Source organism: Pseudomonas sp. MBLB4136 (genome assembly GCF_051904765.1).
In the GTDB taxonomy this organism is placed as follows: Bacteria; Pseudomonadota; Gammaproteobacteria; order Pseudomonadales; family Pseudomonadaceae; genus Aquipseudomonas.
In genome coordinates this window covers 44,197-67,631 of sequence record NZ_CP196713.1, presented here as the reverse complement: position 1 = coordinate 67,631, position 23,435 = coordinate 44,197, and the positions used below count along the sequence as shown (strand labels likewise).

The following is a 23,435-nucleotide window of genomic DNA, read 5'->3' as shown; positions in this document are numbered from 1 at the left end:
CCATTCTAGGATGAACCGCCGAGGAGCCCTTCGATGAAACTCTTCAAGCGCACCGCCAAGGACGCCCACGCCAGCCCCTCGCCAGGCACGACGGCGAAAGGGGCCGCCGGCGCGGACCGGCAGCTTCTGCGGGCACTGCTGCCCGGCCTGCTGGCCACCACGCTAGGCGCGGTACTGGCCGCTGGACTGCTCTGGTTTGGCGTGCTGAGCAACGCCCTGCAGCATCAGCAGCAACTGGTCCAGGCTTGGGGCGAAGGGCAGGCCGCGGCGCTGCGCCAGTCGCTGGTCCAGTTGGCCGGCGACACCCACAGCGCCGCACGCAACCCCGGCCTGCTGGAAGCCCTGCAGAGCCAGGAGCCGGAGCGGATTCGCGCCGCCGAGCGCGACCTTCGCTACTGGGGCGGCGTGGTCGACGCCCACCTCAACGGTCACGGCCAGGCAACCCAGGACATGCAGCGCGACGCACCAATGAACTTCGCCGCCCTGGACCTGTTGCGCCGGGCTGAAAACGGCCAGACGCCCGCGGTAGAAGCCTACAAGGTCGGCGAACGCTGGCTGCTGTACAGCGTCGCGCCGGTGCGTCTGAGCGACGACCAGCCGCTGCAGGGCACCCTGCTTTTGGCGTTCGACCTCAACCACCTGCTGAGCAGCCTGCCGTCGCTGCCGGCCGGAGTCGGCCAGTTGCAGCTGTTCCAGCAGTTCAGTGGTGCCGCCCCACAGCTGTTGGCCCAGCGCGGCCAGGGCCAGGGCACCGGGCAGAGCTTCGACAGCGGCAACCGCAACTGGAAGCTCAGCTTTACCCCAGGAACGGCCCTGGAACCTACCCCCATTTCCCTGCCACTGCTTGCCCTGGCCGCCATGCTGGTCTTGGCTGGTGCGCTGACTGGCCTGATGCTGCTGCACAACGGCTTGCAGCGCCGCCTGCGCGCCGACGTCCGACAGCTCGGCCAGCTGGTCGGCGAACTCTCGGCCGGCAAGGCCGTCAAAGCCTTCAGCCTGAGCCTGCCGGCACTGGACGGCCTGGCCCAGACCCTGGCCCGCATGCCGCGCCGTACCCATGAGGGGGCGCAGGGCACAGCGGCAAAAGAGCGCCCCCAGGGCGCCCACTCCGCGGCTGCCGCGACGGCAGCACACACGCCGGCGGACCTGATCGATCCGCTGTTTCAAGACACCGATATCCTCGATATCGACATTCTCGACGACGACCAGGATCTCCTGGGACTGGAGCAGACACCCGCAATGAGTACTCCGCAAACCGCCCCGACCCTCCCCGCCGATATCTTCCGCGCCTACGACATCCGTGGCGTGGTCGGCAGCAGCCTGACCGCCGAGACCGCCTACTGGGTCGGTCGCGCGATCGGCTCGCAGAGCCTGGCACAGGGCGAAGCCAATATCGCCGTGGGTCGTGACGGCCGCCTGTCCGGGCCGGAACTGATGCAGCAACTGATCCAGGGCCTGCTGGACTGCGGCTGCAACGTCAGCGACGTCGGCATGGTGCCGACCCCGGTGGTGTACTACGCCGCCCACGTCCTCAGCGGCAAGTCCGCGGTGATGCTCACCGGCAGCCACAATCCGCCGGACTACAATGGCTTCAAGATCGTCATCGCCGGCGACACCCTGGCCAACGAGCAGATCCAGGCGCTCAAGACGCGCATTGACAGCAACGACCTGGCCAGCGGCGTCGGCACGGTCGAGCAGGTCGAGGTGCTGCAGCGCTACTTCCGCCAGATCCGCGACGACATCGCCCTGGCCAAGCCACTGAAGGTGGTGGTGGACTGCGGCAACGGCGCCGCCGGGGTGATCGCCCCGCAGCTCATCGAGGCCCTCGGCTGCACGGTGATCCCGCTGTACTGCGAGGTGGACGGCACCTTCCCCAACCATCACCCGGACCCGGGCAAGCCCGAGAACCTGGTCGACCTGATCGCCAAGGTGAAGGAGGAGCAGGCCGATGTCGGCCTGGCCTTCGACGGCGACGGCGACCGTGTCGGCGTGGTGACCAACGCCGGCACCATCGTCTACCCCGACCGCCTGCTGATGCTGTTCGCCAAGGACGTGGTGTCGCGCAACCCCGGCGCCGACATCATCTTCGACGTCAAATGCACCCGTCGCCTGACCCCGCTGATCAGCGGCTACGGCGGTCGCCCGGTGATGTGGAAGACCGGCCACTCGCTGATCAAGAAGAAGATGAAGGAGACCGGCGCCCTGCTGGCCGGCGAGATGAGCGGGCACATCTTCTTCAAGGAGCGCTGGTTCGGCTTTGACGATGGCATCTATGCCGCCGCCCGCCTGCTGGAGATCCTCAGCCAGGACAAGCGCGACGCCGAACAGGTATTCGCCGCCTTCCCCAGCGACATCTCGACCCCGGAAATCAACATCCAGGTCACCGAGCAGAGCAAGTTCGGCCTGATCGACAGCCTGCAGCGCGACGGCGTGTGGGGCGAGGGCAACATCACCAGCCTCGACGGCGTACGCGTCGACTACCCCAAGGGCTGGGGCCTGGTGCGCGCTTCCAACACCACGCCGGTGCTGGTATTGCGCTTCGAGGCCGACAGCGAACAGGAACTGGAACGCATCAAGGCCGTGTTCCGCGGCCAGCTGCAGCGCGTTGCCGCCGACATTAATCTACCGTTTTGAATGAGCGATTCAGCATTGGAGTCCCGCATGACCCTCGAGCGTGATGCCGCCACCCAGGTGGCCAAGGTTCTATCCGAAGCCCTGCCCTATATCCGCCGCTTCGTCGGCAAGACCCTGGTGATCAAGTACGGCGGCAACGCCATGGAGAGCGAAGAACTCAAGGAAGGCTTCGCCCGCGATATCGTGCTGATGAAGGCGGTCGGCATCAACCCGGTGGTGGTGCACGGCGGCGGCCCGCAGATCGGCGACCTGCTCAAGCGCCTGTCGATCGAGAGCCACTTCATCGACGGCATGCGCGTCACCGACACCGCCACCATGGACGTGGTAGAGATGGTGCTCGGCGGCCAGGTCAACAAGAGCATCGTCAACCTGATCAATCAGCATGGCGGCAGCGCCATCGGCCTGACCGGCAAGGATGCCGGCCTGATCCGCGCCAAGAAGCTCAAGGTCAGCCGCCAGACCCCGGAGATGACCCAGCCGGAGATCATCGACATCGGCCATGTCGGCGAGGTCACCGGGATCAACACCGACCTGCTGAACATGCTGGTCAAGGGCGACTTCATTCCGGTGATCGCGCCGATCGGCGTCGGCGCCGACGGCGAGTCCTACAACATCAATGCCGACCTGGTCGCTGGCAAGGTCGCCGAGGCGCTGAAGGCCGAGAAGCTGATGCTGCTGACCAATATCGCCGGGCTGATGGACAAGCAGGGTGAGGTCCTGACGGGACTGACCACCCAGCAGGTCGACGCCCTGATCGCCGACGGCACCATCTACGGCGGCATGCTGCCGAAGATCCGCTGCGCCCTGGAAGCGGTGCAGGCCGGGGTGACCAGCGCGCACATCATCGACGGTCGGGTGCCCAACGCGGTACTGCTGGAGATCTTCACCGACAGCGGCGTCGGCACCCTGATCTGCAACCGCAAGCGCCCCTGAGCCAAGGACAGCGGCCGACCAGTCTTAAATGAGGATTAAGGGCGTGCCCCCAGCAGTTCGCTGAGGCGCGCCCGGTCGGCGGCAAAGCTGGCCTGGGCCTGCTTGCGCGCGCCCTGATAACGGGCGATGTCCTTCTTCAGCCGCTGCTGCTCGGCGATCTGATTGTCGATCTGCGTGATCAGGTGCTCCGGTACCTCTCGGCCGGCGCGCTCATGTTCGGCCGCCTGGCTCTGCAGGTTGCCCTGCTGGGTGCGCGCCGACTGCAGGTTGCCGCGGGCCACGCCAATCAGCGCATCCAGCTCGGCCAACTTGCGCTCGAGGGCCCGATCGACGTCCTCGGGACTGGTATACAGGCGCAGCAGCTGCGCGTCGCTGCCGGCGCGAGCCTTCTCTGCGAGCAGGCGCCGACGCTCATCGGCACTCGGTGCCGGCGGCACCACCTGGATGACCCGCCCCTGCTCATTCAGCACCTGGTAGCCCTTGGCGATAAATTCCGGCGGCACGCCCTGACGGCTGAGCACCGTGACACCCTGATCGTTGACATAGCGATAGAACTCGGCCGCCGCTACCGCCAGCGGCTGCGCCAGTCCGAGAAGCAGCAGGCAACGCATCACGACCAGTCTTGGCATCGAAGCAACACCCTATGTGCGCAGGTTAGATTCCATATTCGGCGCGATACGCCTCAACTGCCGGTAGATACTGCTTGAGTTGCGCATCGCCTGCCAGGTATTCAAGCACCTGCTGCAGTGACACGATGCTCACTACCGGCATGCCGAAGTCACGCTCGACCTCCTGGATCGCCGACAACTGGCCCTGGCCGCGCTCCTGACGGTTCAGCGCGATCAGCACACCGGCGGCCTCGGCGCCCTGGGCGCGGATGATCTGCATCACCTCGCGAATCGCGGTGCCGGCGGTGATCACATCGTCGATGATCAGCACCTTGCCGGCCAGCGGGGCGCCGACCAGGGTGCCGCCCTCGCCATGATCCTTGGCTTCCTTGCGGTTGAAGCACCAGGGCAGATCGCGCTGATGGTGCTCGGCGAGGGCCACCGCGGTGGTCGCCGCCAGGGGGATCCCCTTGTACGCCGGGCCGAACAGCACGTCGAAGGGAATCCCGCTATCGACCACCGCCGCCGCATAGAAACGCCCGAGCTGGGCCAGTGCCAGACCGCTGTCGAACAACCCGGCGTTGAAGAAATAGGGGCTGGTGCGCCCGGACTTGAGGGTGAACTCACCGAAGCGCAGCACCCCGCGCTCGATGGCAAAACGAATGAATTCGCGCTGGTACGCTTGCATGGGAAGTCCCGGACGGCACGGATTTGGCTAGGAATTTAGCTAATTGAAGTCGAGCTCGGGTATCATACACGCACGTGTTTTTGGGGGCCATTTATGCGGATCATCAGTGTGAACGTGAATGGTATTCATGCTGCAGTCGAGCGCGGTTTGCTCAGTTGGCTGCAAGCACAGAATGCCGACGTCATCTGCCTGCAGGACACCCGCGCCTCCGCCTTTGAGCTGGACGACCAAGCCTTCCAACTGGATGGCTATTTCCTCTATGCCTGCGATGCTGAAGTGCCGAGCCAAGGTGGCGTGGCACTCTATTCGCGGTTGCAACCCAAGGCGGTAATCAGTGGACTCGGCTTTGAAATGGCCGATCGCTACGGGCGCTACCTGCAGGCCGATTTCGACAAGGTAAGTATCGCCACCCTGCTGCTGCCATCCGGGCAGAGCGGGGACGAGGGCTTGAACCAGAAGTTCAAGTTCATGGACGACTTCACCCATTATCTGGACAAGCAGCGCCGCAAGCGCCGCGAGTACATCTATTGCGGCTCGTTGTACGTGGCGCACCAGAAGCTGGACGTGAAGAACTGGCGCGACTGCCAGCAGTCACCCGGCTTTCTCGCTCCGGAACGAGCCTGGCTGGATGAAGTAATCGGCAGCATGGGCTACGTCGATGCCCTGCGCGAAGTCAGCCGCGAAGGTGACCAGTTCAGCTGGTGGCCGGACAGCGAGCAGGCCGAGATGCTCAATCTGGGCTATCGCTTCGACTATCAGCTGCTCACCCCGGGCATGCGTCGCAGCGTGCGCACCGCGCGCCTGCCGCGCCAGCCGCGCTTCTCGCAGCACGCGCCGCTGATCGTCGATTACGACTGGATTCTCAGCCTGTAGGACGAACAGACACAAAAAAGCCGGCTTCTGCCGGCTTTTTTGTGTCTTGCAGCGCGCCTACTTGATCAACCGCCAGTTGAAGGGGTAGCGGTAGGCCTGCCCCTCGTTGACCTTGATCCCGGCGATGATGGTCAACACGATGGCGCCGATGGAGACCAGGCCGGCCAGCAGGAAACCGACCACCACCAGCATCAGCAGCACGCTGAGCATGAAGGCAATCGCCACGCTGATCTGAAAATTCAGCGCCTCCTTGCCCTGGGCGTCGACGAAGGGGTCGAGATCCTTCTTGATCTGCCAGACGATCAGCGGACCGATCAAGTTGCCGAAGGGGAAGACGAAGCCGAGAAAGGCGGCGAAGTGACAGAACATCGCCCATTGCCGCGCTTCCTGGCTCGGGACCGGCACCGGCGCCTGTGCATGCTCGTCCATCGTCACCCTCCTCCGCTCGGTAAAAGGCCTCAGTCGGCCAGCGCCGCCCGCTGCAGCTCGAACAGCTCGCCCATGCCTTTCTGCGCCAGCGCCAACATGGCGTTCAGCTCCTCGGGCTGGAACGGCGCGCCTTCGGCGGTACCCTGCACCTCGATGAAGCCACCGGCGCTGGTCATCACCACATTCAGGTCGGTCTCGGCGGCGGCGTCCTCCAGATAGTCCAGGTCGAGCACCGGCTCGCCCCGGTACATGCCCACCGACACCGCGGCGATCATCTGCTTGAGCGGGTCGCCAGCCTTCAGACCGCCGCGCTTCTTGATCACCTTCAGCGCATCGACCAGGGCGACCATGGCCCCGGTGATCGACGCAGTGCGGGTACCGCCATCGGCCTGGACCACGTCGCAATCGATATACAGGGTGTTCTCGCCGAGTTTGGACATATCCAGCGCCGCGCGCAGCGAACGGCCGATCAGCCGCTGGATCTCCAGGGTGCGCCCGCCCTGCTTGCCGCGGCTGGCCTCGCGCTGGTTACGCTCGCCGGTGGCCCGCGGCAGCATGCCGTACTCGGCGGTCAGCCAGCCCTGGCCCTTGCCCTTGAGAAAGCGCGGCACTCCCGACTCGACGCTGACCGTGCAGATCACCTTGGTATCACCGAACTCCACCAGCACCGAACCCTCGGCGTGCTTGGTGTAGTTGCGGGTGATGCGGATCGAGCGCAACTGGTCGGCCGCGCGGCCACTGGGACGTTTCATCAAGGAATACCTGCTCTGGAGTTAAATCTGCCCAGCATTATAGGGGCCATGGCCCGGCGACGACATGACCAATTGGGAGGGACCGACTCACTGCGCTACAATCCTGCGCCTTTCGTCCCGACATTCCGCGAGGTTCGCCCCCATGATCCACAGCATGACGGCCTTCGCCCGCGCCGAACAGGCCGGGCCAAACGGCACCCTGAGCTGGGAGCTGCGCTCGGTCAACCATCGCTACCTGGAACCGCACCTGCGCCTGCCGGAGGCATTCCGCGACCTTGAGGGCGCCGTGCGCGAGGCGCTGCGCCAGGGGCTGTCGCGGGGCAAGGTCGAATGCACCCTGCGCTTCGCCGAGGACAGCGCCGGCAAGCCGCTGCAGGTCGACCGCGAACGCGCCGCACAGCTGGTCGCCGCCGCGGAAAGCGTCGCCAGCCTGATCCAGCAGCCGGCACCGCTCAACCCCCTGGAAGTGCTCGGCTGGCCGGGCGTGCTGGTGGCCGATGCCGCCGACCCGCAGGCGCTCAACAAGGCCGCGCTGGCGCTGTTCAACCAGGCCCTGGGCGAGCTCAAGAGCGGCCGCTCCCGTGAAGGCGCCGAGCTGGCCAAGCTGCTCGGCGAACGCCTCGACGGCATCCTTGAGGAAGTCGCGGCCCTGCGCGAACTGGTGCCGCAGATGCTCGACGCGCAGCGGCAGAAGATCCTCGAGCGTTGCCGCGAGATGCAGGCCGACCTCGATCCCCAGCGCCTGGAGCAGGAACTGGTGATACTCGCGCAGAAGAGCGATGTGGCGGAGGAACTCGACCGCCTCAGCACCCACGTCAGCGAAGTGCGCCGCGTGCTCAAGGCCGGCGGCGCGGCCGGCCGGCGCCTGGACTTCCTCATGCAAGAACTCAACCGCGAGGCCAACACCCTGGGCTCCAAGGCCTTCGACCCACGCAGCACCCAGGCGGCGGTCAACCTCAAGGTGCTGATCGAGCAGATGCGCGAGCAGGTACAGAACATCGAGTAGCCGCAGCCCGACGCCCGGGCGAGTACGCCGCACCCTACGACCCACGCTTTTTCCAGGACCCAGCCATGAGCCTCACCACCGGCACCCTTTACATCATTTCCGCGCCCTCCGGCGCCGGCAAGACCAGCCTGGTCAAGGCACTGATCGACAGCGAAGCGATGATCCGCGTCTCGGTCTCGCACACCACCCGCGCCATGCGCCCCGGCGAGGTGGACGGGGTAAACTACCACTTCGTCAGCCACGAGCAGTTCCACGGCATGCTCGACCAGAATGCCTTTCTCGAGCATGCTGAGGTATTCGGCAACCTCTACGGCACCTCCCAGCACTGGGTCGAGCAGACCCTCGCCGAAGGCTACGACCTGATCCTCGAGATCGACTGGCAGGGCGCCCAGCAGGTGCGCAGGCTGATGCCGCAGTCCAAGTCCATCTTTATCCTGCCGCCGACCCAGGAGGCCCTGCGCCACCGTCTGACCAACCGCGGCCAGGACAGCGGCGAGATCATCGAGCGGCGCATGCGCGAGGCGGTCAGCGAGATGAGCCACTACGTCGAGTACGACTACCTGGTGATCAACGACGACTTCGCCCACGCCCTCAGCGACCTGAAGGCCATCTTCCGCGCCAACCAGTTGCTGCAGGGGGTGCAACAGCAGCGCCACAGCGGCCTGCTCGGCGAGCTGCTGGCCTGAATCCCAAGCGCCCGCAGAGAAAACAGTGCTTCCCTTAATGCTGGTGATTTTTTAGACTATTCAGTCCGCTCGCCCATCCGGGCCCAGCTCTTTATTTGCATTTGCTACGAGGAACACCATGGCCCGCGTAACCGTCGAAGATTGCCTGGACAACGTTGATAACCGCTTCGAGCTGGTCATGCTCGCCACCAAGCGTTCGCGCCAGCTCGCCACCGGCGGCAAGGAGCCGAAAGTGGCCTGGGAAAACGACAAGCCGACCGTGGTCGCCCTGCGCGAAATCGCCGCTGGCCTGGTCGACTATGACGTCATCGCCCAGGACGAGATCGTCGAAGAAGAGCCGCTGTTCGCCGCCTTCGAGGAAGAGGCCAACGAGCCTCTGTAAGCCATGCCTGGTCGAAGCGGCACGACGCGGACTCACAAGGCTCGCCAGGGGGAACACCCATGGCGAACATAGACGCCCTCGCCGATCGCCTTTCGACCTATCTCGACGGCGACCAGGTCAACCTGGTCCGCCGCGCCTATTTCTACGCCGAACAAGCCCACGACGGCCAGCGCCGCCGTAGCGGCGAAGCCTACGTCACCCACCCGCTCGCCGTGGCGGGAATTCTCGCCGACATGCACATGGACCATCAGAGCCTGATGGCGGCGATGCTGCATGACGTGATCGAAGACACCGGCATCGCCAAGGAAGCGCTCAACGCGCAGTTCGGCGAGACCGTGGCCGAACTGGTCGACGGGGTCAGCAAGCTGACCCAGATGAACTTCGAGACCAAGGCCGAGGCCCAGGCCGAGAACTTCCAGAAGATGGCCATGGCCATGGCCCGCGATATCCGCGTGATCCTGGTCAAGCTGGCCGACCGCCTGCACAACATGCGCACCCTGGAAGTGCTGTCCGGCGAGAAGCGCCGGCGCATCGCCAAGGAAACCCTAGAGATCTACGCCCCGATCGCCAACCGCCTGGGCATGCACAGCCTGCGCGTGGAGTTCGAGGACCTCGGTTTCAAGGCCATGCACCCGATGCGCTCCGAGCGCATCCGCGCCGCGGTCAAGCGCGCCCGCGGCAACCGCAAGGAAATCGTCAACAAGATCGAGGAATCGCTGGTCCACTGCCTGGCCCGCGACGGCCTGGAAGGCGAAGTGGTCGGCCGCGAGAAGCACCTCTACAGCATCTACCAGAAGATGCGCGGCAAGCGCCGGGCGTTCAACGAGATCATGGACGTCTACGCCTTCCGCATCGTGGTCGACAAGGTCGACACCTGCTACCGCGTGCTCGGCGCCGTGCACAACCTGTACAAGCCGCTGCCCGGGCGCTTCAAGGACTACATCGCGATTCCCAAGGCCAACGGCTACCAGTCGCTGCACACCACCCTGTTCGGCATGCACGGGGTGCCCATCGAGATCCAGATCCGCACCCGCGAGATGGAGGAGATGGCCAACAACGGCATCGCCGCCCACTGGCTGTACAAGTCCGAGGGCGACGACCAGCCCAAGGGCACCCACGCCCGCGCGCGACAGTGGGTCAAGGGCGTGCTGGAAATGCAGCAACGCGCCGGCAACTCGCTGGAATTCATCGAGAGCGTGAAGATCGACCTGTTCCCGGACGAGGTCTACGTGTTCACGCCCAAGGGCCGCATCATGGAGCTGCCGAAGGGCTCCACCGCGGTGGACTTCGCCTATGCGGTGCACACCGACGTCGGCAACACCTGCATCGCCTGTCGCATCAACCGCCGCCTGGCGCCGCTGTCCGAGCCACTGCAGAGCGGCTCGACCGTGGAGATCGTCAGCGCGCCTGGCGCGCGCCCCAACCCGGCCTGGCTCAACTTCGTAGTCACCGGCAAGGCGCGCACCCACATCCGTCACGCCCTCAAGCTGCAGCGCCGCTCCGAGTCGATCAGCCTCGGCGAGCGCCTGCTGAACAAGGTGCTGGCCAGCTTCGACAGCCACCTGGAGAAGATTCCGGGCGAGCGCGTCAAGACGGTACTCGGCGAGTACCGCCTGGAGCTGATCGAGGACCTGCTGGAAGACATCGGCCTGGGCAATCGCATGGCCTATGTGGTCGCCCGCCGGCTGCTGGCCGAGGGCGGCGACGAACTGCCGAACGCCGAAGGCCCGCTGGCGATTCGCGGCACCGAAGGCCTGGTGCTGAGCTACGCCAAGTGCTGCACGCCGATCCCCGGCGACCCCATCGTCGGCTACCTGTCGGCCGGCAAGGGCATGGTGGTGCACCTGGAGAGCTGCCGCAATATCGGCGAGATCCGCCACAACCCGGAGAAGTGCATCCAGCTGTCCTGGGCCAAGGACGTCACCGGCGAGTTCAACGTCGAGCTGCGCGTCGAGCTGGAGCATCAGCGTGGCCTGATCGCCCTGCTGGCTGGCAGCGTCAACGCCGCCGACGGCAACATCGAGAAGATCAGCATGGACGAGCGCGACGGCCGCATCAGCGTGGTCCAGCTGGTGGTCAGCGTGCATGACCGTGTGCACCTGGCCCGGGTGATCAAGAAGCTGCGTGCCCTCGCCGGCGTCATCCGCATCACCCGCGTGCGCGCCTGAACGCCGACGTCGGACCAATCGGTCACTTTCTTGCAGCTGTACTTTGACAGCGCCCCCGGCTTTCGCCGACCCTAGTCGCCCGCGGCTGCGCGGCGCGCACCCGGCGCGACGCAGTGCCCCATTCAGAGCAACAGTTTCAGGAGTTCCCATGAGCAAGAGCGTCATCACCAGCGACAAGGCCCCTGCCGCCATCGGCACCTATTCCCAGGCGATCAAGGCCGGCAACACCGTCTACATGTCCGGGCAGATTCCGCTGGACCCCAAGACCATGGAGCTGGTCGAAGGCTTCGAAGCGCAGACCGTCCAGGTGTTCGAGAACCTCAAAGCAGTGGCCGAGGCTGCTGGCGGCTCGTTCAAGGACATCGTCAAGCTGAACATCTTCCTCACCGACCTGGCCCACTTCGCCACCGTCAACGAGATCATGGGCCGTTATTTCCAGCAGCCCTATCCGGCCCGCGCCGCCATCGGTGTAGCCGCCCTACCGCGCGGCTCGCAAGTGGAAATGGACGCTATTCTGGTACTCGAATAAGTCCGCCGGCGGGGCCCAGGCCCCGCCTTTCTACTGCGTGCAAGGAGTCACCGATGCGCCCGCTGCTCATTGCGCCGTTGTTCATCTGCCTGCTCGCCGGCTGCGCCAGCCAGCCCGGCGACCCCGACGGCATCTGGATCAACCAGGCGGCGATCGACGCCGCGCGCCAGGGCGGCCATCTGCGCGAGGCCCTGCTCGCCTACGGGCCGAACCTGGAGTGGCGGATCGAACCGCAACGCCGGCGCGCCAGCTTCAGCAATGGCTACGAGCACGACGAGGGCCAGCTGGTGAGCGAAACCGAGCAGCGCCTGCGGGTCGACTTCTACGGCGACTACCACGAATACCTCAGCCTCGATGATGCCGAACTGGTGCAGGCGGCCAGCGGTACCTGGCCCGAACAGCGTTTCGTCCGCGCCCCGACCGCCGGCAGCAGCTATGCCCCGCCCGGCAGCCGCTTCGAGCAGGCGCTGTACGGCGCCTACCTGGGTGGCACCTGGAGCATTCGCCAGGGCCTGGGTGAAGGCGGCCTGGTGCTGTTCCATGCCGACGGCCGGGTCGAGGGCCTGCCCGGCGCCGAGCGCTACGCCCTGTGCCTGGCCGGCGACTGCGCGGCCATGAGCGGCGAATTCGACAGCCTGTGGCTGCAGCTCGGCGAGCAGGGCCAGGCCTGGCTGTTCGAGCGCGACGGCGAGCGTTTGAGCATCTTCGATGCCGTCAACCAGGCGCAGCTCGACGAAATGCCGGAATACCGCAAGGGGCCGCAACGCTGGCAGCTGGAACGCCAATAGGCCACGCCGTGTGACGCTCCGCCCTAGGTGCTGAACGAGGCATCCGCCAGGATCGCCCCATAGCCTTCCCGGTAGCTCGGGTAGCTCGGCGCCCAGCCCAGGGCACGGGCGCGAGCGTTGCTGCAGCGCTTACTACCGGCGCGGCGCACCGTCGCCTCCGGCGCCCAGTGGCTGACGCCCAACTGTTCGCGCAGCCAAGCCACCACCTCATGCAGCGGCGCCGGCGCGTCGTCGACGCCGAGGTAGCAATCCGCCAACGCCACGCCACGGGCATCGGCCTGCAGCAGGAACGCCAGCAGGCCGGCGGCATCCTCGACGTGGATGCGGTTGGCATACAGCGGCGGCTCGCTGGCCACCCGGTAACCCTGGCGCACCTGGCTGAGCAACCACTGCCGGCCCGGTCCGTAGAGCCCGGCCAGGCGCACTCGGGTGGCGTCGATGCCGCTGTGCAGGGCCAGCTGCTCAGCCTCGCGCATCACCTGAGCGGAAAACCCGGCGGCCTGCGCCGGGGACTCTTCATCGACCCATTCTCCCTGCTGCTGGCCATAGACCCCACTGCTGGAGACGAACAGCAGGCGCCTGGGCTTCTGCCCGTGCCGCGCCAACCAGTCCAGCACCCGGCGCAGCCCCTCGACATAGATCGCCCGGTAACCGGCCTCGTCGCGCTGGTTGGCCGCCGCACAATACACCAGGTAGTCCAGCCCGCCCTTGGGCCAGCCCGAAGGACAGCCGTCTGCCTGCAGGTCAGCGGTAACCGGCCTGATCGCGGCGGGCAGGCACGCCACCGAGCGGCGCAGGCCGTGGACCGCCCAACCGCCCTCGGCCAGGCGCAAGCCCAGACGGGTGCCGACATCCCCGCAGCCGGCTATCAACACCCTGGTAGAACTCGCCATCCGCACCTCCACAATTTCGCCGTGAGCCAGTGTAGCGTGGTTGGTTCGTCGCAATGCAAAGGCTATGCTTACGCGCAATTCAATGGATATACGCTATGACCCTCACCGAACTGCGCTACATCGTCACCCTCGCCCAGGAACAGCACTTCGGGCGCGCCGCCGAGCGTTGCCACGTCAGCCAGCCGACCCTGTCGGTGGGGGTCAAGAAGCTCGAGGACGAGCTCGGCGTGCTGATCTTCGAGCGCAGCAAGAGCGCGGTGCGCCTGACCCCGGTCGGCGAAGGCATCGTCACCCAGGCGCAGAAGGTGCTGGAGCAGGCCCAGGGCATCCGTGAACTGGCCCAGGCCGGCAAGAACCAGCTGACCGCACCGCTGAAGATCGGCGCCATCTACACGGTCGGCCCCTACCTGTTTCCCCACCTGATCCCCCAGCTGCACCGGGTCGCCCCGCAGATGCCGCTGTATATCGAGGAAAACTTCACCCATGTGCTGCGCGACAAGCTGCGCACCGGGGAGCTGGACGCCATCATCATCGCCCTGCCGTTCCAGGAAGCCGACGTCCTGACCAAGCCGCTGTACGACGAACCCTTCTATGCCTTGATGCCGGCCGGCCACCCCTGGGCCGCCATGAAGAGCATCGATAGCAAGCTGCTCAACGACAAGAGCCTGCTGCTGCTGGGCGAGGGCCATTGCTTCCGCGACCAGGTACTGGAAGCCTGCCCGACCCTGCGCAAGGGCGGCGAGGAGCACGCCAAGCACACCACAGTGGAATCCAGCTCGCTGGAAACCATCCGCCACATGGTCGCCTCCGGCCTCGGCGTGTCGATCCTGCCGTTCTCCGCGGTGGACAGCCACCACTACGCCCCCGGGGTGATCGAGGTGCGCCCGCTGAGCGCGCCGGCACCGTTCCGCACCGTGGCCATCGCCTGGCGCGCCAGTTTCCCGCGACCCAACGCCATCGAGGTGCTGGGCGACTCGATTCGCCTGTGCTCGGTGGCCAAGCCCCAGGCACAAACCGCCTGAGACCGGCCCATGAGCGAACTGGCCGCCATCTCCGTCACCGCGCTGAAAGGCGTCGGCGCCGCCCTGGCCGAGAAGCTCGCCAAGGTCGGCCTGGAGAACCTGCAGGACCTGCTGTTCCACCTGCCGCTGCGCTACCAGGACCGCACCCGCATCGTGCCGATCGGCGCGCTGCGGCCCGGCCAGGACGCCGTGGTCGAAGGCCAGGTGGTCGGCGCCGAGGTGGTCATGGGGCGCCGGCGCAGCCTGCTGGTGCGCCTGCAGGACGGCAGCGGCACCCTCAGCCTGCGCTTCTACCACTTCAGCCAGGCGCAGAAGGACGGCCTCAGACGCGGCACCCAGCTGCGCTGTTATGGCGAAGTACGCCCCGGCTCCTCGGGCCTGGAGATCTACCACCCGGAATACCGCGCGCTCAGTAACGCCGCCGCGCCGCCGGTGGAGCAATGCCTGACGCCGATCTACCCCAGCACCGAAGGCCTGACCCAGCAGCGCCTGCGAGCCTTGAGCGAGCAGGCCCTGGCGCGCCTCGGCCCGCGCAGCCTGCCCGACTGGCTGCCCGAGGAGCTGGCCCGCGACTACCACCTCGGCCCGCTGGATGCGGCGATCCGCTACCTGCATCGGCCGCCGCCGGACGCCGACCTCGAGGAGCTCGCCGAAGGCCGCCACTGGGCCCAGCACCGCCTGGCCTTCGAGGAGCTGCTGACCCACCAGCTGTCGCTGCAACGCCTGCGCGAACAGGTGCGCGCCCAGCAGGCGCCGCCGCTGCCGCCGGCCACGCGCCTGCCGCCGCAGTTCCTCGACAATCTCGGCTTCCCGCCCACCGGCGCGCAACGCCGAGTCGGCGCCGAGATCGCCTACGACCTGAGCCAGGACGAGCCGATGCTGCGCCTGGTGCAGGGCGATGTCGGCGCCGGCAAGACCGTGGTCGCCGCCCTCGCCGCCCTGCAGGCCCTGGAGGCCGGCTATCAGGTGGCCCTGATGGCGCCGACCGAGATCCTCGCCGAGCAGCACTTCCTCAACTTCAGCCGCTGGCTGCAGCCGCTCGGCCTCGAGGTCGCCTGGCTGGCCGGCAAGCTCAAGGGCAAGGCCCGCGCCAGCGCGCTTGCGCAGATCGCCGATGGCGTGCCGATGGTGGTCGGCACCCATGCGCTGTTCCAGGACGAGGTGCAGTTTCGCAACCTGGCCCTGGTGATCATCGACGAGCAGCACCGCTTCGGCGTGCAGCAGCGCCTGGCCCTGCGCCAGAAGGGGGTCGGCGGCCGCCTCTGTCCGCACCAGCTGATCATGACCGCCACACCGATTCCGCGCACCCTGGCGATGAGCGCCTACGCCGACCTGGACACCTCGATCCTCGACGAGCTGCCGCCGGGCCGCACCCCGGTCAACACCCTGGTGATCGCCGACAGTCGCCGCCTGGAAGTGATCGAACGAGTGCGCTCGGCCTGCAACGAGGGGCGCCAGGCCTACTGGGTGTGCACCTTGATCGAGGAATCCGAGGAGCTGACCTGCCAGGCCGCCGAAACCACCTTCGCCGACCTCGCCGCCGCCCTCGGCGGCCTGCACGTCGGCCTGATCCATGGGCGCATGAAGCCGGCGGAGAAGGCCGCGGTGATGGAGCAGTTCAAGCAGGGCCAGCTGCAGCTGCTGGTCGCCACCACGGTGATCGAGGTCGGCGTCGACGTGCCCAACGCCAGCCTGATGATCATCGAGAACCCCGAGCGCCTCGGCCTGGCCCAGCTGCACCAGCTGCGCGGGCGGGTCGGCCGCGGCAGCGCGGCGAGCCACTGCGTGCTGCTCTATCACCCGCCGCTGTCGCAGCTGGGCCGCGAACGCCTGGGCATCATGCGCGAGACCTGCGACGGCTTCGTCATCGCCGAGAAGGACCTGGAGCTGCGCGGCCCCGGCGAGATGCTTGGCACCCGCCAGACCGGCCTGCTGCAGTTCAAGGTCGCCGACCTGATGCGCGACGCCGACCTGCTGCCGGCGGTGCGCGATGCCGCCCAAGCCCTGCTGGCGCACTGGCCGCAGCATGTCAGCCCGCTGCTGCAGCGCTGGCTGCGCCATGGTCAACAATATGGGCAGGTGTGATGCCAGGCGCGGGGCCACCGTCGTCTCGCCGTGCGTCCGCCGGCCCGCTGGTTATACTTCGGAGCACCCGCTCCCTCCACGCCGGATGCCCTCATGACTGAAGCCGCCCTCGCCCCCGACTCCGCAGTGCGTGCGCCCCAGGTGATCGCGCAGCTGCTCGACAAGCTCGCGCTCGCCTACCGGGCATGCAGCGAGCCCCCGCAGCTGCCCGCCGCCCAACGCGTGCAGGCGGTGCTGCTCGACGATGCGGTCGGCGCCCTGCTGGTGCTCTACCCGCAGAGCCAGCTGCTCGACCTCAATCGCCTGGCCGAGCTGACCGGGCGCAAGCTCGCCGCGGTCAAACCCGAGCGCCTCGAGCGCATGCTCGCCAAGCATGAGCTGTGCGAGCTGCCGGGCCTGCCGCCACTGACCAGCTCGCCCTGCCTGTATGACGAGCGCCTGCTGCAGGAGCCCAAGCTGTACGTGGCGTCGGGCCAGCCCGGGGTGCTGCTGGAGATCGCCAGCGAGGCCTTCAAGGGCCTGCTGAGCAAGGCCAGCGCGGCGCGCTTCGGCGAGCCGCTGAGCAATATCCGGCCGAACCTAGACCGCCCGGACGACGACCGCGAGGAGATCAGCCAGGCGGTCCAGGCCTTCACCGCCCGGCGCATCCAGCAGCGCCTGGAGGAGACCATCGAGATCCCGCCGCTGCCGCAGACCGCGCAGCGCATCATCAAGCTGCGGGTCGACCCGGACGCCACGGTGGACGACATCACCGGGGTAGTGGAAACCGACCCGGCGCTGGCCGCCCAGGTGGTCAGCTGGGCGGCCTCGCCCTACTACGCCGCCCCCGGCAAGATCCGCTCGGTGGAGGACGCCATCGTCCGCGTGCTGGGCTTCGACCTGGTGATCAACCTGGCCCTGGGCCTGGCCCTGGGCAAGACCCTGAGCCTGCCCAAGGACCAGCCGCAGCAGGCCACGCCCTACTGGCAGCAGGCGATCTACAGCGCCGCGGTAATCGAGGGGCTGACCCGCGCCATGCCCCGGGCGCAGCGCCCGGAGGCCGGGCTGACCTACCTCGCCGGGCTGCTGCACAACTTCGGCTACCTGGTGCTGGCCCACGTCTTCCCGCCGCATTTCTCGCTGATCTGCCGCCACCTGGAGGTCAATCCGCACCTGTCGCCCGGCTATATCGAGCAGCACCTGCTGGGCATCAGTCGCGAGCAGATCGGCGCCTGGCTGATGCGCTACTGGGACATGCCGGAGGAGCTGGCCAGTGCCCTGCGCTTCCAGCACGATCCGGATTACACCGGCCCCCACGCCGCCTACTCGAACCTGGTGTGCCTGGCGGTGCGCCTGCTGCGCAACCGCGGCATCGGCGCCGGCCCCCAGGGCGAGATTCCGCAGCAGCTGCTCGACGCCCTCGGCCTGAGCCGGGACAGGGCCGAGGAGGCGGTGGACAAGGTGCTGGCCGCCGAGGTGGCGCTGCGCGAGCTGGCGGCGCAGTTCCACCCGCTGCACTAGCGCAGGACCCTTTGTCGTTTCGTTCGAGTGCTTACCTGAACGCGGCGCGACGCGCGGCGAACAGCTGCGGCAGCACCTGCACGCTGCTTTCCAGCAGATGGCTGACCGCCGGTTGCTCGTACAGCGCGGCATAGTCGGCCAGCTGCTCGCTGGGAATCTGCCGGTAGGCATAGAGCATGAAGGATTCCACCGCGGCGGCGCTGGAGGTTTTCAACGCCGCGACCTGGACCTGGGTCTGGCTGCTCAGGGCCTGCTCGTCGAGGGTCTGGCCGCGCGCCTTGAGCGCCAGCAAGGCCTGGGTCTTGCCGGCCTCGTAGCGCAGCACGGTGGCCAGTGCGGTGGTGCGTGCGGCCGCGTAGAGACGTCGTACCAGGGCCAACCTGTCCTGGCGCGGCGGGCGCGCGGCCAGTTGCTCGCGATAATCGGCCAGCGCCGTGCCGTCCCCCTCGCCCACCGCACGCTCGGCCGCGGTGAAACGCCGGGCCAGGGGGCTGTCGAGCAATTGCCGGGCCTGCTCGAGCTGGTCCCGATCGAACTTACCGGCGAGCTGCTCGGCCAGATCGCGGCACAAGCCATCGGCGGCGAAAGCCCGGCCCAATTGGGCCTGCTGCGCCGGATTCATGCCGCGCTGCACCAGCGGCGCGCTCTGCTCGCATAACAGGCGCAGTCCGGCCAGTTCGAGCACGGGGGCGAAATCGTCGGCCTTAGGCGGCGCGGCGTGGGCCATGCCGACGGACAGCAGCAAGGCAGCAATGATCAAACGCATGAGGGGGGCTTCCACTGTGGCAGCGCCCAGCCTAGCGAATGTGCCGGGCGCCAGCCAGTGGCGTGTTCAGGCGGCTTTCTTCTCGACGCGCTTCTTCGGCGCCAGGTACTTGGTCAGGCCCTGGAACCACAGCACCAGCGCCGGGTCGCCCTGGATCTGGATATCCTTGTTCTGGATGCCCTGCATGAACGCCAGCTGCTTGTTCTTCGCGTTGAAGGTGGCGAAGCCGTAGGCTCCATCGCGAAAGCCCAGGGCGAAGGCCGGCTGGTTGGCCGCGCCGCGCTTGCTGCTGACGCGCTGGCCCTTGACGATGAAGTGGCGGGCGATCTTGCCGTCCAGGGTGTGCAGCTGGAACACCATGTCACGGTCGGCCAGTTGTTGCTGGAAGGCGGGATTTACGCGGCTGGCCTTGGCCATCAGGCGGCCCAGCATCCACAGGAGAAAACGGAATTTCATGCGCACGGCCTCGGCGGGTGTCGTAAATGGCGGCGCATTGTAGCGGTGTGTGACGGGGCTGACAGCCAAACCAAAGCATGGTCGTGGCGCGCGGCGGGTATTTGTCGGGCGAGCCCGGAGCCGGGTGGCTCCGGGCGGGCCAGGCTCAGTTGACCGCGTCTTTCAGGGACTTGCCCGGTTTGAAGGCGACGGTGTTGCTGGCCTTGATCGTGACCGGCTGGCCGGTCTGCGGGTTTTTGCCGGTGCGGGCACCTCGATGACGCTGGACGAAGGTACCGAAGCCGACCAGGGTCACACTGTCCTTGCGGTTCAGTGCACCGGTAATTTCTTCGAGCACGGCGTTGAGTACACGACTGGCCTGATCCTTGGTGAGATCGGCCTTTTCGGCGATGGCGGCGGCGAGTTCCGGTTTACGCATAGTTGCCTCTTAGACGGTTATTGTTGTTGTGTCCGTGCTGTTCTTCCAGAACAGCGGCCAAGGCGCCGCAACGGCTCTACGCTGCGGCAGACCCAGGGAGGATGGCATGTGATCTGGCCCCGCGCCAGTGTCACTCGACGGTTAAAGCGAGCCAGGTCAGGGCAAATCCGCCAGATCGGGCGGCGCTCAGGCCAGCAGCGGCGGCAGCTGCTTGTTCAGCGCCAGCTTCTCCTGCACCGCCGCGCCGGTCAGCGCGTAGCCGAGCAGGTTGCCCTCGGCATCGCGGCACAGGGCCTTGATGTCACTGCCAGCGCCTTCCACCGTCCACTCGCCCTGCCGGCCGCGCGGCGGCGGCGAAACCACCAGCGGGCACACCGGGGTCTTCACCGTGACCGGCATGGGGCCGTAGCTCACCCGGGTCGGCTTGCCGGCCAGGGTCTGGGCCAGGGCGCGGGCGCAGCTCATCAGGGGCATCACGTAGAGCAGGTTGAGGCCGTCGACCTCGGCGCAATCGCCCAGGGCGTAGATATTGGCGTGGGAGGTACGTAGCTGGCGATCGACCACCACCCCGCGATTGACCTCCAGGCCGGCGGCGGCGGCCAGTTCGATGCGCGGGCGCAGGCCGACGGCGGAGACCACCAGGTCGCAGGCGATCTCGCTGCCGTCGGACAGTTGCGCCAGCAAGCCATCGCCCTGGTGCTGGACGCTGCTCAGCACCGGGCCGAGGTGGAAGCGCGCTCCCAGGCTTTCCAGGCCGGCCTGCACCGCGGCGGCGGCGGCCGGATGCAGCAGCCCGGGCATCACCTGTTCGCAGGGCGCGACCAGCTCGACCTGGTAGCCCCCGACACTCAGGTCGTTGGCGAACTCGCAGCCGATCAACCCGGCGCCGAGCAGCAGCACCCGACGCTTGCCGGCCGCCGCGGCGCGAAAGCGTGCGTAGTCCTCCAGGTCGTTGATCGAGAAGATCGCATCCTCGGCGTCGCCGGCCACCGGCACGCGGATCACCTCGGCGCCCCAGGCCAGCACCAGGTCGCGATAGGCCACGGCCTCCTCGCCGATCCACAGGCGCTGGTGTCCCGGATCGATGCCGGTGATGCGGGTATGGGTGCGGATCTCGGCATTCAGCTGTTCGGCCATGGCGCCGGGTTCGGCCATGCTCAGGCCGTCGGCGTCCTTGTGCTTGCCGAACCCGGTGGAGAGCATCGGCTTGGAGTAGGAACGGCCATCGTCGGCGCTGATCAGTAGCAGCGGGGTGCTGCCGTCGAGCCTGCGGAACTCGCGGGCGAGGTTGTAGCCGGCCAGTCCGGTGCCGACGATCACCACGGGTGCACTCATCATCCCTTCCTCTATTCTGCTGGTGCGCGGCGAGGCCAGTCCGTCGGCGCGCGGTGGGCGAGCGGGCCGCTCAGCCAACCTCGATCATCTCGAAATCGGCCTTGCTCGCCCCGCAATCCGGGCAGAGCCAGTCGGCGGGAACATCCTCCCAGCGGGTACCGGGCGGGATGTCCTCGTCCGGCAGGCCTTCGGCTTCGTCGTAGATGAAGCCGCAAACGATGCATTGCCACTTGCTCATGGGGGCCTCCTTGCGGGGTCATTTCAATAGACCCTACTGCAATTGCCGATCCCCGGCCAAGCGCGGGCCGCGCATAAAAACGGCGGCCAAGGCCGCCGTGGGAAATTCTCGGGCTCAGGCGATCTCGATCATCTCGAAATCCATCTTGCCGACGCCGCAGTCCGGGCACAGCCAGTCCTCCGGCACGTCCTGCCAGGGCGTCCCGGCGGCGATGCCTTCATCGGGCCAGCCCTGGCTCTCGTCGTAGATCAACCCACAGACCACACATTGCCACTTCTTCATTGCTACCTCTGGCGAGTCTCACAGTGTTGCGCGGGGCACGCTACCGCAATTGCGCAGATGCGCCAAGTCGCCGGGCGACGAATGTCATCCGGCAGCCTGGGCAGACCAGGTCGGTGGCTGCGCGCCAGACGGCGGGCAGCCACGCCGGCGCTTAGCGCGCCTGCAGCAGCGGGTCGCTGATGCCCATGCCGTACATGGCGATCATGGTCAGGCCACCGGCGGCCACGAGGTAGTAGAGGGTCGGCAGCATGGTCTTGCGCAGGGTGATGCCCTCGCGACCGAGCAGGCCGACGGTGGCCGAGGCCGCCACCACGTTGTGGATGGCGATCATGTTGCCCGCCGCCGCGCCCACCGACTGCGCCGCCACCATCATCGCGCCGGAAACCCCGAGTAGGCCCGCCGCGTTGAACTGGAACTGCGACAGCATCAGGTTCGACACGGTGTTGGAGCCGGCGATGAAGGCCCCCAGGGCGCCGACCGCCGGCGCGAAGAACGGGTAGATGCCGCCCACGCTGTCGGCCACCAGCTGGGCCATGGCCACCGGCATGGACATCAGGTCGGAGGCGTTGACCCCGGAGTTGATCAGGATACGCACCATCGGGATGGTGAAGATCAGCACGAAGCCGGCGCCCAGCAGGGTGCGGCTCGACTCGTGGACCGCCGCGCCCAGTTCGGACAGGCGCATGCGATGCAGCAGGCAGGTGACCAGCACCACGGCGCAGAGGATGCCGCCCGGCAGGTACAACGGCTGGATGGCACCGGAAACGCCGGTCTCACCTAGGATATCGGTCCAACCGAAGCTGACGCTCATCAGCGCCGCCTTCAGCTCCGGGAACACCCGCGAGGCCACCAGGAACAGCGCCAGCAGCACGTAAGGGGCCCAGGCCATGCGCACGGAAATCGGCGCCTTGCCGACGATGTCTTCCAGCTTCATCTCGATCTTGCCCATCCACTCGGCCGGCCAGTCTTTGGCGTCGGCGAAGTCCCAGGCCTGCTTGGGCAGCAGGAAACCGGCCTTGGCCGCCGGAATGACGATGGCCAGGCCGACCATGGCGCCGATCATCGAGGGGAACTCAGGGCCTAGGAACACGCCGGCGGCCATGTAGGGCAGGACGAAGCACAGGCCGGTGAAGATGGCGAACGGGGCCATTTCCAGGCCTTCCTTCCAGGACTGATTCTTGCCGAAGAAGCGGGTCATGATCGACAGCATGATCAGCGGCATGAGGATGCCGATCAGGCCGTGGGTGATCGCCACGCGGGAGAAGATCAGGTGGAAGAACACCTCCCAGCTGCTGTTCAGGGCGGTCAGCTGGGCGCTCATGCCGGCCTGGTCCAGGCCACCGGCGACACCGACCAGGATCGGCGTGCCGACTGCGCCGAAGGACACCGGCGTGGACTGCACCATCATGCCCAGCACCACCGCGGCCAGCGCCGGGAAGCCCAGGGCCACCAGCAGCGGCGCGGCCACTGCGGCCGGCGTACCGAAGCCCGAGGCGCCCTCGATGAAGCAGCCGAACAGCCAGGCGATGATCAGCGCCTGGACCCGACGGTCGGGGGTGATGGTGGCGAAGCCGCGGCGGATGGCGGCGATGCCGCCGGAATGCTTGAGGGTGTTGAGCAGCAGGATCGCGCCGAAGATGATCCAGAGGATCGACGCGGTGAGGATCAGGCCCTGCAGGCTGGAGGCCAGAACCCGGTTGAAGGACATGTCCCAGGCCGTCAGGCCGATGAGCGCGGTGAGCAGGAAGACCACCGGCATGGCGTACTTGGCTGGCCAGCGGAAGCCGATCAGCAGCACACCCGCCAGTACCAGCGGCACGAAGGCCAGGATCGACAGCAGTGTTTGACTCATGGGTTTGGTTCCTAGTTGTTTTTGTGAACCACAGTTACCGGGGTGACCCGGTGCCACGCATCTGGGCGGCCCGGGCAGTTGGCCCGGGCCGACCTTCGGCCGCCCGCTCCGG

General features: G+C 67.1%; 24 protein-coding genes. 12 read left to right on the top strand and 12 right to left on the bottom strand.

Translation table 11 applies throughout. The annotated features are described in order from the left end of the window. Positions 1–33 precede the first annotated feature (33 nt). Complete coding sequence (locus ACSX1D_RS00310) at positions 34–2,634, top strand: phosphomannomutase/phosphoglucomutase (protein WP_439860486.1); 2,601 nt, start codon at positions 34–36, stop codon at positions 2,632–2,634. 27 nt (positions 2,635–2,661) lie between these two features. Next, positions 2,662–3,567, top strand: a complete 906-nt coding sequence (argB, locus tag ACSX1D_RS00305) for an acetylglutamate kinase (RefSeq protein WP_439860485.1) — start codon at positions 2,662–2,664, stop codon at positions 3,565–3,567. A 35-nt stretch (positions 3,568–3,602) separates the two neighbouring features. Here argB and ACSX1D_RS00300 read toward each other — a convergent pair whose 3' ends face one another. Both ACSX1D_RS00300 and pyrE read right to left on the bottom strand, forming a co-directional pair. Next, positions 3,603–4,196: a DUF4124 domain-containing protein gene (locus ACSX1D_RS00300; protein ID WP_439860484.1), complete on the bottom strand. Its 594-nt coding sequence runs from the start codon at positions 4,194–4,196 to the stop codon at positions 3,603–3,605. 25 nt (positions 4,197–4,221) lie between these two features. Further along, on the bottom strand, positions 4,222–4,863 hold the full coding sequence (gene pyrE, locus ACSX1D_RS00295; protein WP_208707837.1) for an orotate phosphoribosyltransferase: 642 nt from the start codon (positions 4,861–4,863) through the stop codon (positions 4,222–4,224). Between the two features lie 93 nt (positions 4,864–4,956). Between pyrE and ACSX1D_RS00290 the strand changes: the two genes are divergently transcribed. Next, positions 4,957–5,736, top strand: a complete 780-nt coding sequence (locus ACSX1D_RS00290; RefSeq protein ID WP_439860483.1) for an exodeoxyribonuclease III — start codon at positions 4,957–4,959, stop codon at positions 5,734–5,736. A 57-nt stretch (positions 5,737–5,793) separates the two neighbouring features. Here ACSX1D_RS00290 and ACSX1D_RS00285 read toward each other — a convergent pair whose 3' ends face one another. Continuing rightward, a complete protein-coding gene (locus ACSX1D_RS00285) occupies positions 5,794–6,165 on the bottom strand; it encodes a DUF4870 domain-containing protein (protein WP_439860482.1) in 372 nt (123 codons plus the stop codon). Between the two features lie 29 nt (positions 6,166–6,194). Next, on the bottom strand, positions 6,195–6,917 hold the full coding sequence (gene rph / locus ACSX1D_RS00280) for a ribonuclease PH (protein WP_439860481.1): 723 nt from the start codon (positions 6,915–6,917) through the stop codon (positions 6,195–6,197). 142 nt (positions 6,918–7,059) lie between these two features. Between rph and ACSX1D_RS00275 the strand changes: the two genes are divergently transcribed. The 6 genes from ACSX1D_RS00275 (at position 7,060) to ACSX1D_RS00250 (ending at position 12,476) form a co-directional block, all read left to right on the top strand. Then, entirely contained in the window at positions 7,060–7,923 is an 864-nt protein-coding gene (locus ACSX1D_RS00275) for a YicC/YloC family endoribonuclease (RefSeq protein ID WP_208707833.1), read from the top strand. Between the two features lie 65 nt (positions 7,924–7,988). Continuing rightward, positions 7,989–8,609, top strand: coding sequence for a guanylate kinase (gene gmk / locus ACSX1D_RS00270; protein WP_439860480.1), 621 nt, complete (start codon positions 7,989–7,991; stop codon positions 8,607–8,609). A gap of 118 nt (positions 8,610–8,727) precedes the next feature. After that, positions 8,728–8,991 carry a DNA-directed RNA polymerase subunit omega gene (gene rpoZ, locus ACSX1D_RS00265; RefSeq protein WP_208707831.1) on the top strand — a complete coding sequence of 88 codons (264 nt, stop codon included), beginning with the start codon at positions 8,728–8,730 and terminating at the stop codon, positions 8,989–8,991. A gap of 59 nt (positions 8,992–9,050) precedes the next feature. Beyond that, a complete protein-coding gene (gene spoT, locus ACSX1D_RS00260; RefSeq protein ID WP_439860479.1) occupies positions 9,051–11,159 on the top strand; it encodes a bifunctional GTP diphosphokinase/guanosine-3',5'-bis pyrophosphate 3'-pyrophosphohydrolase in 2,109 nt (702 codons plus the stop codon). Positions 11,160–11,307: 148 nt separating this feature from the next. Continuing rightward, positions 11,308–11,688 (top strand): RidA family protein, encoded by a 381-nt coding sequence (locus tag ACSX1D_RS00255; protein WP_208707829.1) that lies wholly within the window; start codon positions 11,308–11,310, stop codon positions 11,686–11,688. A gap of 53 nt (positions 11,689–11,741) precedes the next feature. Continuing rightward, a complete protein-coding gene (locus tag ACSX1D_RS00250; protein WP_439860478.1) occupies positions 11,742–12,476 on the top strand; it encodes a hypothetical protein in 735 nt (244 codons plus the stop codon). A 23-nt stretch (positions 12,477–12,499) separates the two neighbouring features. On the opposite strand, the gene ACSX1D_RS00245 is transcribed toward ACSX1D_RS00250, so the two are convergent. Then, the gene (locus tag ACSX1D_RS00245) at positions 12,500–13,369 is read right to left on the bottom strand and encodes an NAD-dependent epimerase/dehydratase family protein (protein WP_439860477.1); all 870 of its coding nucleotides are present in this window, start codon (positions 13,367–13,369) and stop codon (positions 12,500–12,502) included. Positions 13,370–13,464: 95 nt separating this feature from the next. Between ACSX1D_RS00245 and ACSX1D_RS00240 the strand changes: the two genes are divergently transcribed. The 3 genes from ACSX1D_RS00240 to ACSX1D_RS00230 all read left to right on the top strand — a co-directional run bounded on the left by ACSX1D_RS00240 (position 13,465) and on the right by ACSX1D_RS00230 (position 17,976). Next, positions 13,465–14,391, top strand: coding sequence for a hydrogen peroxide-inducible genes activator (locus ACSX1D_RS00240; protein WP_439860476.1), 927 nt, complete (start codon positions 13,465–13,467; stop codon positions 14,389–14,391). Between the two features lie 9 nt (positions 14,392–14,400). Continuing rightward, positions 14,401–16,476, top strand: a complete 2,076-nt coding sequence (gene recG / locus ACSX1D_RS00235; RefSeq protein ID WP_439860475.1) for an ATP-dependent DNA helicase RecG — start codon at positions 14,401–14,403, stop codon at positions 16,474–16,476. 93 nt (positions 16,477–16,569) lie between these two features. Further along, positions 16,570–17,976, top strand: a complete 1,407-nt coding sequence (locus ACSX1D_RS00230; RefSeq protein ID WP_439860474.1) for an HDOD domain-containing protein — start codon at positions 16,570–16,572, stop codon at positions 17,974–17,976. A gap of 31 nt (positions 17,977–18,007) precedes the next feature. Here ACSX1D_RS00230 and ACSX1D_RS00225 read toward each other — a convergent pair whose 3' ends face one another. The 7 genes from ACSX1D_RS00225 to ACSX1D_RS00195 form a co-directional block, all read right to left on the bottom strand. Beyond that, positions 18,008–18,742, bottom strand: a complete 735-nt coding sequence (locus ACSX1D_RS00225) for a hypothetical protein (protein WP_439860473.1) — start codon at positions 18,740–18,742, stop codon at positions 18,008–18,010. A gap of 66 nt (positions 18,743–18,808) precedes the next feature. Continuing rightward, positions 18,809–19,198, bottom strand: a complete 390-nt coding sequence (locus tag ACSX1D_RS00220; RefSeq protein WP_439860472.1) for a helicase — start codon at positions 19,196–19,198, stop codon at positions 18,809–18,811. Between the two features lie 145 nt (positions 19,199–19,343). After that, positions 19,344–19,616, bottom strand: a complete 273-nt coding sequence (locus tag ACSX1D_RS00215; RefSeq protein WP_208707821.1) for an HU family DNA-binding protein — start codon at positions 19,614–19,616, stop codon at positions 19,344–19,346. A gap of 186 nt (positions 19,617–19,802) precedes the next feature. Then, complete coding sequence (locus tag ACSX1D_RS00210; protein WP_439860471.1) at positions 19,803–20,951, bottom strand: NAD(P)/FAD-dependent oxidoreductase; 1,149 nt, start codon at positions 20,949–20,951, stop codon at positions 19,803–19,805. Between the two features lie 70 nt (positions 20,952–21,021). Beyond that, positions 21,022–21,189, bottom strand: coding sequence for a rubredoxin (locus ACSX1D_RS00205; RefSeq protein ID WP_439860470.1), 168 nt, complete (start codon positions 21,187–21,189; stop codon positions 21,022–21,024). A 114-nt stretch (positions 21,190–21,303) separates the two neighbouring features. Beyond that, a complete protein-coding gene (locus ACSX1D_RS00200) occupies positions 21,304–21,471 on the bottom strand; it encodes a rubredoxin (RefSeq protein ID WP_208707819.1) in 168 nt (55 codons plus the stop codon). A 151-nt stretch (positions 21,472–21,622) separates the two neighbouring features. Next, positions 21,623–23,323, bottom strand: coding sequence for an L-lactate permease (locus tag ACSX1D_RS00195; protein WP_208707818.1), 1,701 nt, complete (start codon positions 23,321–23,323; stop codon positions 21,623–21,625). Between the last annotated feature and the right edge of the window lie 112 nt (positions 23,324–23,435).

Bases quoted from the DNA above. Each gene is read 5' to 3' on its own strand.
- ACSX1D_RS00310 (WP_439860486.1), top strand. From the start codon at position 34: ATGAAACTCTTCAAGCGCACCGCCAAGGACGCCCACGCCAGCCCCTCG.
- argB (WP_439860485.1), top strand. From the start codon at position 2,662: ATGACCCTCGAGCGTGATGCCGCCACCCAGGTGGCCAAGGTTCTATCC.
- ACSX1D_RS00300 (WP_439860484.1), bottom strand. From the start codon at position 4,196: ATGCCAAGACTGGTCGTGATGCGTTGCCTGCTGCTTCTCGGACTGGCG.
- pyrE (WP_208707837.1), bottom strand. From the start codon at position 4,863: ATGCAAGCGTACCAGCGCGAATTCATTCGTTTTGCCATCGAGCGCGGG.
- ACSX1D_RS00290 (WP_439860483.1), top strand. From the start codon at position 4,957: ATGCGGATCATCAGTGTGAACGTGAATGGTATTCATGCTGCAGTCGAG.
- ACSX1D_RS00285 (WP_439860482.1), bottom strand. From the start codon at position 6,165: ATGGACGAGCATGCACAGGCGCCGGTGCCGGTCCCGAGCCAGGAAGCG.
- rph (WP_439860481.1), bottom strand. From the start codon at position 6,917: ATGAAACGTCCCAGTGGCCGCGCGGCCGACCAGTTGCGCTCGATCCGC.
- ACSX1D_RS00275 (WP_208707833.1), top strand. From the start codon at position 7,060: ATGATCCACAGCATGACGGCCTTCGCCCGCGCCGAACAGGCCGGGCCA.
- gmk (WP_439860480.1), top strand. From the start codon at position 7,989: ATGAGCCTCACCACCGGCACCCTTTACATCATTTCCGCGCCCTCCGGC.
- rpoZ (WP_208707831.1), top strand. From the start codon at position 8,728: ATGGCCCGCGTAACCGTCGAAGATTGCCTGGACAACGTTGATAACCGC.
- spoT (WP_439860479.1), top strand. From the start codon at position 9,051: ATGGCGAACATAGACGCCCTCGCCGATCGCCTTTCGACCTATCTCGAC.
- ACSX1D_RS00255 (WP_208707829.1), top strand. From the start codon at position 11,308: ATGAGCAAGAGCGTCATCACCAGCGACAAGGCCCCTGCCGCCATCGGC.
- ACSX1D_RS00250 (WP_439860478.1), top strand. From the start codon at position 11,742: ATGCGCCCGCTGCTCATTGCGCCGTTGTTCATCTGCCTGCTCGCCGGC.
- ACSX1D_RS00245 (WP_439860477.1), bottom strand. From the start codon at position 13,369: ATGGCGAGTTCTACCAGGGTGTTGATAGCCGGCTGCGGGGATGTCGGC.
- ACSX1D_RS00240 (WP_439860476.1), top strand. From the start codon at position 13,465: ATGACCCTCACCGAACTGCGCTACATCGTCACCCTCGCCCAGGAACAG.
- recG (WP_439860475.1), top strand. From the start codon at position 14,401: ATGAGCGAACTGGCCGCCATCTCCGTCACCGCGCTGAAAGGCGTCGGC.
- ACSX1D_RS00230 (WP_439860474.1), top strand. From the start codon at position 16,570: ATGACTGAAGCCGCCCTCGCCCCCGACTCCGCAGTGCGTGCGCCCCAG.
- ACSX1D_RS00225 (WP_439860473.1), bottom strand. From the start codon at position 18,742: ATGCGTTTGATCATTGCTGCCTTGCTGCTGTCCGTCGGCATGGCCCAC.
- ACSX1D_RS00220 (WP_439860472.1), bottom strand. From the start codon at position 19,198: ATGAAATTCCGTTTTCTCCTGTGGATGCTGGGCCGCCTGATGGCCAAG.
- ACSX1D_RS00215 (WP_208707821.1), bottom strand. From the start codon at position 19,616: ATGCGTAAACCGGAACTCGCCGCCGCCATCGCCGAAAAGGCCGATCTC.
- ACSX1D_RS00210 (WP_439860471.1), bottom strand. From the start codon at position 20,951: ATGAGTGCACCCGTGGTGATCGTCGGCACCGGACTGGCCGGCTACAAC.
- ACSX1D_RS00205 (WP_439860470.1), bottom strand. From the start codon at position 21,189: ATGAGCAAGTGGCAATGCATCGTTTGCGGCTTCATCTACGACGAAGCC.
- ACSX1D_RS00200 (WP_208707819.1), bottom strand. From the start codon at position 21,471: ATGAAGAAGTGGCAATGTGTGGTCTGTGGGTTGATCTACGACGAGAGC.
- ACSX1D_RS00195 (WP_208707818.1), bottom strand. From the start codon at position 23,323: ATGAGTCAAACACTGCTGTCGATCCTGGCCTTCGTGCCGCTGGTACTG.